Source organism: Tunturiibacter empetritectus (assembly GCF_014201375.1).
In the GTDB taxonomy this organism is placed as follows: Bacteria; Acidobacteriota; Terriglobia; order Terriglobales; family Acidobacteriaceae; genus Edaphobacter; species Edaphobacter lichenicola_D.
Map to the genome: position 1 here is coordinate 18,061 of NZ_JACHDZ010000012.1, position 11,818 is coordinate 29,878.

Annotated in this window: 11 protein-coding genes and 2 pseudogenes; 8 read left to right on the forward strand and 5 right to left on the reverse strand. The window is 55.7% G+C overall.

Annotated elements, in window-relative coordinates; genetic code table 11:
- Positions 1-202: 202 nt before the first annotated feature.
- Positions 203-1,117 carry a LysR family transcriptional regulator gene (locus HDF10_RS20455; protein ID WP_183816829.1) on the reverse strand — a complete coding sequence of 305 codons (915 nt, stop codon included), beginning with the start codon at positions 1,115-1,117 and terminating at the stop codon, positions 203-205.
- A gap of 105 nt (positions 1,118-1,222) precedes the next feature.
- On the opposite strand from HDF10_RS20455, the gene HDF10_RS20460 reads away from it, so the two are divergent.
- The 4 genes from HDF10_RS20460 to HDF10_RS20640 all read left to right on the forward strand — a co-directional run bounded on the left by HDF10_RS20460 (position 1,223) and on the right by HDF10_RS20640 (position 3,841).
- A complete protein-coding gene (locus HDF10_RS20460) occupies positions 1,223-1,621 on the forward strand; it encodes a YybH family protein (RefSeq protein WP_183816836.1) in 399 nt (132 codons plus the stop codon).
- Positions 1,622-1,765: 144 nt separating this feature from the next.
- The gene (locus tag HDF10_RS20465) at positions 1,766-2,788 is read left to right on the forward strand and encodes an MBL fold metallo-hydrolase (protein WP_183816838.1); all 1,023 of its coding nucleotides are present in this window, start codon (positions 1,766-1,768) and stop codon (positions 2,786-2,788) included.
- 75 nt (positions 2,789-2,863) lie between these two features.
- Positions 2,864-3,406: an alcohol dehydrogenase catalytic domain-containing protein gene (locus tag HDF10_RS20635; protein WP_221271937.1), complete on the forward strand. Its 543-nt coding sequence runs from the start codon at positions 2,864-2,866 to the stop codon at positions 3,404-3,406.
- A gap of 15 nt (positions 3,407-3,421) precedes the next feature.
- Positions 3,422-3,841: a zinc-binding dehydrogenase gene (locus HDF10_RS20640; protein ID WP_260178058.1), complete on the forward strand. Its 420-nt coding sequence runs from the start codon at positions 3,422-3,424 to the stop codon at positions 3,839-3,841.
- Positions 3,842-4,458: 617 nt separating this feature from the next.
- On the opposite strand, the gene HDF10_RS20475 is transcribed toward HDF10_RS20640, so the two are convergent.
- Positions 4,459-4,740 (reverse strand): hypothetical protein, encoded by a 282-nt coding sequence (locus tag HDF10_RS20475; protein ID WP_183816840.1) that lies wholly within the window; start codon positions 4,738-4,740, stop codon positions 4,459-4,461.
- A 122-nt stretch (positions 4,741-4,862) separates the two neighbouring features.
- The gene (locus HDF10_RS20480; protein ID WP_183816842.1) at positions 4,863-7,691 is read right to left on the reverse strand and encodes a hypothetical protein; all 2,829 of its coding nucleotides are present in this window, start codon (positions 7,689-7,691) and stop codon (positions 4,863-4,865) included.
- Positions 7,692-8,039: 348 nt separating this feature from the next.
- Between HDF10_RS20480 and HDF10_RS20485 the strand changes: the two genes are divergently transcribed.
- Positions 8,040-8,246, forward strand: coding sequence for a site-specific integrase (locus HDF10_RS20485; protein WP_183816852.1), 207 nt, complete (start codon positions 8,040-8,042; stop codon positions 8,244-8,246).
- A 36-nt stretch (positions 8,247-8,282) separates the two neighbouring features.
- Positions 8,283-8,534, forward strand: a pseudogene (locus tag HDF10_RS21545) (site-specific integrase); the annotation flags it as partial.
- 45 nt (positions 8,535-8,579) lie between these two features.
- Here the strand turns inward: HDF10_RS21545 and HDF10_RS20490 are convergent.
- Together HDF10_RS20490 and HDF10_RS21610 are read right to left on the reverse strand one after the other, a co-directional pair.
- Positions 8,580-10,178: an ATP-dependent nuclease gene (locus tag HDF10_RS20490; RefSeq protein WP_260178053.1), complete on the reverse strand. Its 1,599-nt coding sequence runs from the start codon at positions 10,176-10,178 to the stop codon at positions 8,580-8,582.
- Between the two features lie 15 nt (positions 10,179-10,193).
- Positions 10,194-10,328, reverse strand: a pseudogene (locus HDF10_RS21610) (AAA family ATPase); the annotation flags it as partial.
- Between the two features lie 84 nt (positions 10,329-10,412).
- On the opposite strand from HDF10_RS21610, the gene HDF10_RS21550 reads away from it, so the two are divergent.
- On the forward strand, positions 10,413-11,357 hold the full coding sequence (locus tag HDF10_RS21550; protein ID WP_183816846.1) for a type IV toxin-antitoxin system AbiEi family antitoxin: 945 nt from the start codon (positions 10,413-10,415) through the stop codon (positions 11,355-11,357).
- A 3-nt stretch (positions 11,358-11,360) separates the two neighbouring features.
- Complete coding sequence (locus tag HDF10_RS20500) at positions 11,361-11,537, forward strand: hypothetical protein (protein WP_183816848.1); 177 nt, start codon at positions 11,361-11,363, stop codon at positions 11,535-11,537.
- Positions 11,538-11,818: the final 281 nt, after the last annotated feature.

Sequence of the window (11,818 nt, forward strand, 5' to 3'; positions counted from 1 at the left end):
TCGATTTAGCATCAACTGTGAATAGAGGACCGGCAACTACCGGATGCCCCCGACAATCCAGGAACAATCCGCTTCCCGACTACGGGCGGCTAGTGGGGTGCCAGTTCACGCAAAGCCCGGTTCTCGTCATTCGACAGAATTTCGGTTGCGCTTGGGGGCCGCGTTAACAGCAAAGAGAAAACTCATTGCGGATTCGACGCCCTTAAGTCGGAAGCGATGGAAAAAGCGTTGGCGCCATTTGCACCGCGAATTCCTTGAACACGCGCACCGGCCGAGGGATGTACCGGTTGCCCAAGTGAACCACCGAAAGATTAAAGATGCGGAAGTGCCACTTCGGCATCACCTCAACAAGGCGCCCGTCGCGCAGCAATTCTGGCTGCACTATCGGCGGAAGATCGCCGATGCCGGTGCCGGCGAGCAGCGCGGTCGCAAGACCGGAGTATTCGTTGATTGAAAGGTAAGGCTGGAAAGTCAGGGTTTCCTTGTCTTTTCCGTTCATGTGAGTAAAGTGCCAGGTATTCTCCGGCTTCCAAAATGAGAACGCGAGCAGCCGGTGGCCGAGCAAGTCCCGTGGTGATCTTGGAGGCTTGCACTTCTCCAGGTAGGCAGGGCTCGCGACAAGCTGATGCCGGTAGGTCAGGATCTTGCGCGCAACGAGTGCCGAATCCTCGAGTTCTCCTACCCTGAACGACAGGTCGACGCCCTCGGCGATCTGATCGACTATCCGTTCAGTGATAAATATCTGGATGCGGACGTTGGGAAAGGATGCCTGGAATGCGCCGACCAGTGGCGCAAGCAATGAGTCGGAGATGCTGGGCGGCGCCGAAAGCCGCAGCGTACCTGAGACGTTCGACAGATGGTTCGAGACAATGCCGTCGACCGCTTCGCTGAGTTCCGCGCTATGCTGGGCGTGCTCCAGAACCTCGGAACCTACATCGGTAAGCCGCAGGCTGCGGGTCGAACGCTCAAGCAGCCGAACACCGAGTTGGTCCTCCAGTTCAGCGATGCGGCGGCTGACGGTTGAGACCGGCATCTTGAGGCGGCGCGCCGCTTCAGAAAAACTGTTCGCCTCTACGACCTTGGCAAAAATAGTAAGTGAGTTAAGGTCCATGGCCATTATTCCAATTATGGAAAGATGATTCTTAGTTTACCCCGCTTATCGCGCATACGGGATAAGGCTATAGTCCTTTCTGAAGGCATCGCAATACCAAGGAGGAAAACGATGAATGCAAACGAACAGGCGGTTGCCGCTGTATTGACGGAATATCAAGATGCGGTGAACCAATCCGATACCGATGCTGTGATGAAGCTCTACGCTTCCGACGGCGTATTCATGCCGCAGCATTTTCCATCCAGCGTTGGAGCCGACGCTGTGCGGAAGGCATATCTCGCCGTCTTCGAAGCGATCACGCTGAGAGTGGAATTCAAGGTCGCCGAAGCCCTCCAGATCGCCCCCGACTGGGCAATCGCGCGCACCAATTCGGCCGGAACATCCAAGGTCAACGCGACAGGCGACGGCAGCCCGGAGGCAAATCAGGAACTCTTCGTGTTTCAGAAGATCAACGACGCCTGGAAAATTGCGCGCTACTGCTTCTCCACCACGAATCCGCCAAAACACTAATCGTCCCCAGGGCTGCAGACTGCCGCCCGCTTGGTTGCGTTTCAGTATCTCAACAAAAATCGATACCGAAGCACGGCAATCAGAAGCCAACCAGTTACATAACTGGCGTGCCCCGGTGCGCTTCAGTCACGAGGAAAATTACCAATGAAAAAGCTTATGTATCTTCTGGCACTTGCTTCTGCCCTATGCATTCACGTCTCGGCTCAGTCGTCACAGGAGGACTCACCAGAGAACTTGCGAAAGTATGTTCCTATTTTGCCTTCGGTGAAGGCGCAGATGTGGAAGATCGATCCAAAGATCGGATATGCGGTTCACAATGTTGGGGGAGGTGTATACGTCATCTCTGATAACGGGTGGCAGTCTGCATTCCTCGTAACCGATGAAGGAGTCATTGTCTTTGATGCTCCAGCAAGCTTCGGAAAGAGTATTCCGTCGGAAATTGCGAAGGTGACCGACAAGCCGATCAAGATGCTCGTGTACTCCCACGCACATAAAGATCATATCGGGGGATCGGCTGCGTTCAAGAACATCAAAGATCTCAAGATCGTCTCGCTCGATACTGTCAGCGACTTTCTAAAAGAGATGAATGATCCGAATCGGCTGCTACCGAACGAAACGTTCAAAACGACGAAGACGCTTACGCTTGGAGGTCACACTGTCGAACTCACCCGCCATGAGTATCATTCGAATGAAGGCGATCTCTTCATCTATGTCCCCAAAGCCAAATTCCTAATGGCCGTTGACTGCGTGACTCCCGGCTATGCTCCTTTCTCGGGATTCGATATTACGACGAATTTTCATCAGTACCTCAAGGTATTCGATGAGCTCCTCGCATACAAGTTCGACACATTTGTAGGCGGGCATCTTACCAGCATAGGTACGAGGGAAGATGTTGAGATTAGCAAAGAGTTCACCCTGGACGTCTACAACACGGTCAAGCGGGTCCACAATAACATGGACCAAACTGCTGTCTGGTCTGGAACCGCAAAGGTGGTTGGACCGGACAATGAATTCCTAATCTTCAAGGTGCTCTTGGACAAGGTCGTAGACGACTCCGTTAAAGAACTTCAACCTCGCTGGATTAACCGCCTAGCTGGTGTTGATGTTTGGTTACCAAGTCATGTGCGCACTGCTCTCATTTACGTCCGATGGGACGATAAGGAATGATTGTTCGACGCACACCGCAAAAGGAACAGTGACGTCGGATTCTTACCCCGTATGGGGAGAACAGAGGAACGGAAAATGTCTACGATGAAAGCCGCAGTGATTCACGAAGCAGGTGGGCCAGAGGTTCTCAAGATTGAGAGCCTCCCCATCCCTACCCCGCAGGCCGGCGAGGTGCTGATCCGTATCAAGGCATTCGGCCTCAACCGCTCAGAACTGTTTACCCGGCAAGGCCATTCGCCCGGCGTCAAGTTCCCGCGCGTCCTGGGCATCGAAGCGGTCGGACTTGTGGAAGAGGCGGCAGGAAGCGAGTTGCGCAAGGGCGATATCGTCGCGACCGCGATGGGCGGCATGGGGCGGCAGTTCGACGGCGGGTACGCCGAATATACCTGCGTGCCAGCAAAGCAGGTGCAGCTCATTAAGACCGAACTCGCCTGGGAGACGCTCGGCGCTATCCCGGAGATGCTGCAGACGTCATGGGGCTCGCTGTTCAAGTCGCTTCGTCTCGAAAAGGGCGAACGTCTGCTAATCCGCGGGGGCACGACATCCGTCGGGTTGGCAGCCGCAGCGATCGCTAAGAACCACGGCGCCTTCGTCGCGGCTACGACTCGCAACCCCTAACGCAATAAGCTGCTGCTGGCGAGTGGAGCTGATCAGGTGTTCATTGATACCGGCTCGATCGCCGAACAGGTCAGAGAAGTCTGCGCCGGGGGTGTCGACAAAGTGCTCGAACTGGTAGGCACGACGACCTTGAAGGATTCGCTGCGTTGCGCCAAACAGCGCGGGATCGTTTGCATGACGGGTATTGTCGGCAACAAATGGTCTTTCGATGATTTCGCCCCAATGGAGGCGATCCCGACTGCAGTCAGCCTGACCACCTATGCCGGCGAATCGGAAGATTTTATGCGGACGCCCCTCGATGATCTGGTCGCGCAGATCGCAGCAGGCACATTGCACGTCCAGGTCAGCAAAGTCTTTCACCTTGACGAGATCGTTGAGGCGCATCGCTGCATGGAGGAGAACAAAGCGGGTGGAAAGATCGTGGTGCTGACCTAGCGGTGCTCCAATGGGTGATCGGCTCAGGGACGCTAATGGATCACCGTCTTCCGGACACGCACGGGCTGACGCCGTTAAGCACCTCCGTGAAAAGCTTCGGAGCCGCGAGTCGGCGTAGCTTCCGGATGACGGGCAATCCAAACCTTACACCCCTTTGCCGACCCACATCATCCGGAGGGGCCGAAGCCTGATCGTAGCTATTGAGGAGTAGCTGACCACTCGGGAGTTTCGTGAGCGACATTGGCGTTTTAGAGAGCACGAGACCAGCGGTGAGCTGGTGGGGTCAGTCGAAGGCGTATACGTCCGCTCTAGATCCGAGCATGCCGGCTCAGCTCAGTACATCTCTCGATCTACAGCGATCGGACCGCGTTCGACCGGGCCGAGATGTCCGAATAGACTCTTTGACCTTCGTCCTTGCCTGTCCGATAACTCGGAAAGTGACTCTATTACGACATCATTTCCCCGGGCCGTCGGACGTAGGGTTGGACTATACCCCAGCGCGACATCAATCCGCAGTTACCACTTCGCTCAATGGATCACTTCCCGATTGCCGACCATCCTCGCTCGGAGTTCAAGCGTGAGCGCATACCCCAAAGTGCAGGGTTGAATCTCTGCAATCAATTGCAGAAATCTCTTGCCGGGTACCCCACGAGGATCCAATCCAGGTGTCGAGATCTTCCCTCGATGATCATGTTTTTGCTCTGTTGCTCTGGAGTTCCACAATGCAGTTCGGTGATCCGACGCGTGACACGTGGGCGCACTCGCTTGGCGATCTCCATCGCGCTACGTTTTCCGTGGAAATTCAGGAAGACGCCGCCGCTGATCATGCTCTTGACTAGCTTCAGGAGGTCTTCTTGGTCCAACGTCTCAAGCGAATTGAAATTTACTGCACTATTCATTGAAAAGTTAGCTCAATTGAGCAAATGCGCTTGTTGAAGAGTAGAAGACGAGGATTCACCCGCCGCCCGAGGCTCAGTCCAAGTGTGGATTCATTTACGATACCTTAAAAAGGACTGCCAGATTATTGAATTACGGTCGGCTGCCGGGATTTATCAGCGGTGGGTTTAGGTGGCGGCACATTGTTCTTTTCTGGAATCGCGGCAACGGCAACATGTGCCTTGGCCCCTGCACCAATGCCACCAGCCGGCTTCGGTGGCGGCACATACCTCCAGTCCGCGGTCGAGCCGTTTAGCGTCAGTGGCAAGGGAAAAGAAACCTTTGGGCTATAGAGGTAAACCCACGCCGGCTCCTTGACTGTGGGAATGCCAACCACTCTGCAGTCGGTTCGGGTTGCGTCTCCACACTCCAGTTCGGCAATCGGGCCTCCGTTGCCGAAGCGCACTCTGTCCAGAAATAGGTTGGTTCCCGTGAGCCTGATGTCGGCAGAGGTATCGACGTTCGTTAGGTGAGGAGCCAGAGACGTGTAGAGACTGACAAGCTGCGTACTGCCAATAGGAATCGGATCCGCTGCTGGAGTTCGGGGGTCCCTCTCATAAAAGACGAAGTCCATGTGATCGTCGAGTGCCGGCAAATCACGGAAGAAAATTGTGAACTTCAGATGGCACCGGTTCGAAGAATCACAGTTGTTGATATGCGGAGCGGCTCCAATCTTGTTGGCAGCGTACCGGGCATCGTCGGTGTAAAGAAGCTGGCCGCTAAAGTTGCGGAGTGCTACGGTGATCTCGTTTTTGCCATAGATCGGATAGTCGAAGTTCCAGGTTCCGCTGGCGGGATCATTTCCCGCCAGGGCAGGTATAACAATGGGCAATGGAGTCGATTCCAGAATCGGCTTCCTGTCTTCAATTGATTCAGGTTGCAGCGTCAGGTCCGCCTGAACGGCATTGGTGGACCGCTGGTCGCTCGCCAGGTGTTGATCGTCGTACACGCGGATGCGATACCCGCCTTTGCCGTAGCCGCTCCAGGTCTGGCAGGACAGGATAACCCCCTGAGCCCTGCAGTTCTTTAGAGACGCGGCAGTCAGCGTTTCACCTTCAAGATTGAGAGCCAGCACTCGTGGCTGTGGTCCCCAGGGCAGATAACCGGGACTCGATGTGACTAGATAACCGGGCGCATCTGCAGCCGTTGAGTTTCCAGTCGGCCTGTCGCGGTCCAGCATGATGAGGATGCGGTCATCGGAGGCAGACGCGCTGAAACCGGCCTCCCATCGCCGCACAACCCCGCGCGATGCTGCAGCAGACGAGAAATTTAGCGGAGGCAACAGTCCGCGGCAACTGGCCATCCCTTTGCCACACTGATACTGATAACCGGCCACCACAGGCCTCTCGATCGAATCCAACAGAGATATGGCGCTATCGGTCGGAGAGGTAATAACGATCTCCGGGAAGCGCGACGCATACTTAGAGGATTTGAGCAGGATCACGAGCCGGTTCTCATCGGTGCGCGACCATTGGCCGCCATCCATCGACGCATCCTGCTTCTCAAACAGGCCGGTGTTGCTGAAACCGGTGGGGGCCGCAGTCGCGCGTGCAAAGTTGTCCCGCGCGCGAAAAAGCACTTCACCATCCACCAGTACTCGCGCCTGCGAATCCAGGGGATGGTCGAGATATACGCTGACAGGAACGAATGACGAGCCGTCATTCGGCGAGTACGTCAGTGTAGTAGGTTCCTTGGTAGGTCCACCCGTGGTAAAAGAGGTCTTTGTATCATTAACTGACTCTGACGTTAGCGCATTTCCATTTGCTCCCTGCCAGACTATGCGGTTGACCTTCACCGTAAATGTGTTGCCAGTGCAACCACTGGGAATCGCCACCAACGCGTAAAACTCCTTCTGACCGGTGGCGATTGTGTCATCGCCAGGAGTCTTGCCCAGCAGCCAGCCGAACGTATTGGAGTTGGCACCGAATCCGGTAACGTACGAAGTCTGTGACATTGCATTAGTCAGTTGCAGGTGTTCGTGGTTATAAGCCGCCGAAGCATTGGCCGCACCGAACCCGAAAGCCGCAGCCAGGCTAAACCCGCTGTCCTTGAATTTCTCCGCTAGAATATTCACCGGCGAGGTGCGCGGGTACACATCCAGCACCGTTGGCTTGCCACCACCCTCACAACTGATTGCGTACTCGAGCTTTAGGGTTGTCGTGTCTTTATCGACGTAGGTAATGCTCGGGTAAAAGCGGAGAATCTCAAGCGTCTGGCCTTTGACGCTGTCCGGCTGCCCGATCGTGCTCAGCAGACGCATCATCCGCTCCCACAGCAGGCGCAGTTGCGTATCCATCTGCTGGGTTGGTGGCAGGGTGGCGCCGGTCGTGCCGGTGCCTCCGGTCAACCCGGGTGATGTCGGCGTGAAGCTGGGAGTACCTAGGAGCTTGTTGTTACTAACGGTTGTTGTCGCAGGTGGTGTCGTAGCGGGAGACGAGTTTGCCGCCGAAAGGGTCTGTGTCGAAAAGGTAAAATCCCCCTGGCCTGCTTTAATGGCGTCCATCTTGTCTTTAATACCCTGTTTGTTAGCCTGTGCAACCCGGTTGGCTTCGGTGGCCTTCGCGATGTCGTCAGCACTTGGCTGCGGGTCGGTCTGCGCCTTGAGATCATCCAAAGTCTTCTGAGTCGCACTGGCTGCTGCCGTGGCATCAAAGAGCTGCGGTTGCATTGCCGTCCACTGATTCAGCAGGCTCACCTGGGAATTCGCCTTGGCCTCGAAAAGCTTCGCGTTGACGCCGTTCTGCAGCGCATCAAGATAGTTGTAAGAGGCGCCTACCTGCAGACTTTGTTGAATTGCGTCTAGGGTCGACGTATTTGCGTTCGTGGGATGCAGAATAAGCGCATCCACCTGTATCCCGGCCGCATCCTCGAACATCCCATCCATTAACTGAGCAATCCGCTCATAGCTGATCATCTCCGGAAGCGTGGCCTGTACACCCGCCTTTCGAGTGGCATCTTTCTTTGTCTTAGATTCGCAGCGGACTGGGTTTGGGGACAGAGTGAACGCAAAATACAGGCAGAAGGACAGCGGACAAACAAGGCGTAGACGCATATCAAGCTCCGAAGTGGATAAGCGAACAACTGGTAGGGAGGATAGTCAGTATCCCATTCTTTGAACTGGCTGTCACCCTAAATTTAGGACATCCTGCGAGGTATGTTCATTTGGGAAAGACCCGACCCCTCTCAAGCGATCCGGATTACGAGCTGTTCAGCTAGCACGGCCAAATGCCCTATCTTGTGGGCTGCGTGGAATGGTTCCTGAGTGAAACTGGGCGAAAGTGGCTTGTGCCTAGGATCTTCAGAACGGCGAGACGAAGCGCGCCAGCTGATCGACAGCATCGACATATCGGCGCCCTCCGGCTTGCGCGACCGTGCCCTGCTCGGGATCATGGTTTACAGCTTCGCGCGCGTCTCGGCCGTCGTCGCCATGGACGCCGGCGACTACTACCAGCAAGGCAACCGATGGTGACTGCGGCTGCATGAGAAGGGCGGCAAGCATCACGCCGTGCCCGTCCATCACAAGGCGGAAGAATATCTCGACGCCTACCTAGCTGCGCTCGGCACCCCGGCCAAGGGGCCACTTTGCCGGTCGATGACAAAAGAGCGTGGCTTCGGCGACGGCCGCATGAGCCGCGTCGATGTGTTTCGCATGGTCAAGCGCCGCTCCGCGGCCGCCGACATGGGCGACCAGGCGAATTGTCACACCTTCCGGGCCACGGGCATTACGGTTTATCTGCTGAAGGGCGGCAGCATCGAAGGAGCGCAAGCCATCGCCGCACATGACAGCCCGCGAACGACGAAGCTATATGATCGTTCGGGCGAGCTGCTTGAGGTCGTCATCCTGAATATCGTTGAGAGTCGTATAGCCGCGAACCAGCAGCAGGCGCAGTCCGCTCGATACGGCGAGATGCCGGGAGTGCGGCGACGCCCATCGAATGTCTGCTGTCGCATCCAGCAGCAGCCGATGTTGCTGGACGAGGGCATCGTCTTCGGGAAAGCGTACGATCCACTGGTTGACGCGTAGCTCACGGAGCCACTCCATGCTAGGAACTACGATGCGGGCGGGAACGAGAACGCGTGCGCCCCAGGTCCACAACGTACAAGGCCGGTCTATGTTGCTGGCCCATCGAGGCCAGACAGTCTTTTCGAAGTCGTGCCATCGCTGCTGAAGCGTGATCCCCGGACAGCGATCGAGCGCATCCATGAGATGCCTGCATGCGCCACGCATCCTGCTCTTGTCGCTATCCGTTAAGCGAAGAGACGCAATGACTTCGTCGGATAGCGAGCGCAACGCAGTTCTGTCGTAGAGGCGGTCGGCCAGGGATGGCATCATGGGCATGGTCTCCTTGTGGGCAGTTGGTTGTTCATAGCGTCTTCGAGCTCCGCAATGGTGTCCGCGTCGTAGGCGAAGACATAGCGACGCTCTTCGCTGTGCGCGGGAATGCGAGGTGAAGAGAGTTTGGGAAGCGAGCTTTCGAATCTCGTGAACGATACGTTTCTGCGCGTATGGTGGAATCGCGGTTTCTGGTTCTTCCATCGCGAAGATCACATTTTGCTTATCCTGCGCAATCTGGGACAGCATTGCAAGCACGAGCATATTGATGGTTCCGGTGCCTTGGCGGAAGAACGGCGCTGCGTGCTCGCCTTCACCGGTTGCGATAAAGGCCGTAATGACCTTCCTCAGATGCTCGCGTGTGAGGCTCGATACTTTGAGGTGAGGTTTGATGCCCCACTCCTTCGGTACATAGCGCTTCAAGGACTCGTTGATGCTCTCCAAAACGCCTGAGAGTCCCAAGTTTGGATCGCTCGCTACCGAATATGAGGCCAGGGTTGCAATTGTGTCTTCCCACATCTGCGGCCTGACCTCTTTCAACCGCAGAACGATGTCGAGCAGACTGCCTCGTTCGAGGCTGAGCGCGCGAGAACCGGTCCGCAATGATCGCAGATAGAGAAAGCCGCAGATCTGCTTGTGTTTTTTGGAGAACGAGACTGGCGTAGGACTTTCCGACAAGCTACGCGTAAAGTAGGTCTTCCCTTCGAAATCGTCCTCTTCCGCGTCGTAGCATCCAATGAACGTCACCCGCAGGGCTTCCGTGATCGTGGCGGCGTCGACACCTGCTGGTTGCGCGATTTGGTAGAGAGTGCACTTTGCCGAATCCCAAAACTCTACATAGTCGACGAACTTCGCCCTTTGCTCCGGAGTCAAGTGACTGATTGTCACTTCGATCTCAATCTTGGGAGGTTCGGCAGACGTCACGAACGGAGCTGGGATGGCCGGAGGTAGATTTGCATCTACGGCGGCGGGCGGCGCAGGGATCGCTGGGGCAGAGGGCACTGGCGTGGCAGCCAGATACTTGCCCTGATAGAAGTCATGTTCGTCGATCGGCGGAGTGCGGTTCAACCTATCCGGCCCCAGGACAAGATCAATAGCTTCGAGAATGGTCGTCTTCCCAGTATTGTTATCACCCAAGAGAACGGCGTGCTGCGGCGGGTAAATCGTCGCGTTCTTGATCCCTCGAAAGTTTTTGATCGTCAGGCAGCAGATTTGCAAGATACACCTCGGTACAGCTCAGCAGAGGCCATTTATCCATTTTGTGTAACGAAACCCCCTCTTTCGGAGGGTTATGAAACACTATTGTGGACAGTCGCCTTCGAATTGGCTATTCTTTGCATCGAAACACCGTATAAGGAGGGGTTTCGTTACAGGATATTGCGTATGAATCGTACCCGATCTTTATCGACACAGGAAAGCAAAATCGTCCTGACTCTCACCGAGAGCGGAAGGCGGGAGACCACGCGCTCCGAAGTTGCCAAAATGCTGGGAAATACCGACAAAGCAGCGGATCATGTCATCGCTTCGCTCCGTCGCAAGGGATGGTTGGAGCGTGCAACCTGGGGCAGCTATTTATTGATTCCCCCCGAATTCGGCCCTGAAGCTCTCGGCAACAGCAATCTGCTGGCCCACGCCAGTCATATTGCGGAGCGCTACTATATCGGTTTCGGTAGCGCAGCAGCGCACTACGGACTAACGACCCAGCACCGCAATGTGATTTACGTAGTGACGCCCAAACGTCTTCGCGAACGCGAAATCGGAGACTCGAGGGTAGAGATCGTTACACAGTCGGAAAAAAAGTTCTTTGGGTTTCAACCAATCGATGTGCTCGGCCACGAGGTGTCGATGTCCGATCGAGAGAAGACAGCGATCGATTGCATCGACCATCCAGAATTCGCGGGAGGGGTCGGAGAGGCTGCGTCCGTCTTTGCCGCCGCCTCCCGCCGTCGCTTCGACTGGGAAAAAGCAGCCGACTACTTGGAACGAATCGCCGCGGGTGCTCTAGCAAGAAGATTTGGCTGGCTCGCAGATTTTACTCAGGCGGACTTCCCCCCGGGGGCACGCGCGCGTGTTCTCCAAGTAGCGGCGCGAAGCCGCAGAACTTGGTTAGGTTCGCCAGAAGATCATCCAGTGCCGCGCGCACTCGGATACGACGAGGAGTGGAAGATCTTTGTGAACGTTTCAAGAGAAGAGCTTAGCGGCGTCGCAGGAACGGCACGCCGCATGACTGACCGAAAGGAAACGTAGCCCATGCTGACTCAGGCCCAGGTGCAGCGCTATGCGTCAGACGCCGGTCTTCGCGACATCTTGATTGCAGAGAAGGAAGTAGTTCTGACCTTCCTCCTGCAACTTCTCTCCGAGAGAGGCGTCCTTGATCGACTCGCTTTCAAGGGGGGTAGCCGTCTCGATCCAATAGCGATAGAGTAGTTGAACCGCTTTACTACCATCAAAAGCTTGTACTTCATTTTGGTTTGCTCGCCCGATTTGATAGATAACAGGAAACGCGTTAGGTCATCGAATCTCCAACTTTCCTGTGTTCGGCAAACTGTACCGTATCTGTCTCGGTTGACGACAAATCGCCAATGCACTCACCGACACTGAATTGATACCGAGAAATGGGATGAGCAGGTCCTCCGAAGGAGGAGCAGACTATTCCCATGAAGAAGCCAGCGCAGCACCTCATCGCTGAAGTTCCACGCAGACAGGCC

Coding starts and splice junctions, on each gene's coding strand:
- HDF10_RS20455 (WP_183816829.1), bottom strand. CDS start 1,117: ATGGCCATGGACCTTAACTCACTTACTATTTTTGCCAAGGTCGTAGAG.
- HDF10_RS20460 (WP_183816836.1), top strand. CDS start 1,223: ATGAATGCAAACGAACAGGCGGTTGCCGCTGTATTGACGGAATATCAA.
- HDF10_RS20465 (WP_183816838.1), top strand. CDS start 1,766: ATGAAAAAGCTTATGTATCTTCTGGCACTTGCTTCTGCCCTATGCATT.
- HDF10_RS20635 (WP_221271937.1), top strand. CDS start 2,864: ATGTCTACGATGAAAGCCGCAGTGATTCACGAAGCAGGTGGGCCAGAG.
- HDF10_RS20475 (WP_183816840.1), bottom strand. CDS start 4,740: ATGAATAGTGCAGTAAATTTCAATTCGCTTGAGACGTTGGACCAAGAA.
- HDF10_RS20480 (WP_183816842.1), bottom strand. CDS start 7,691: ATGATCAGCTATGAGCGGATTGCTCAGTTAATGGATGGGATGTTCGAG.
- HDF10_RS20500 (WP_183816848.1), top strand. CDS start 11,361: ATGCTGACTCAGGCCCAGGTGCAGCGCTATGCGTCAGACGCCGGTCTT.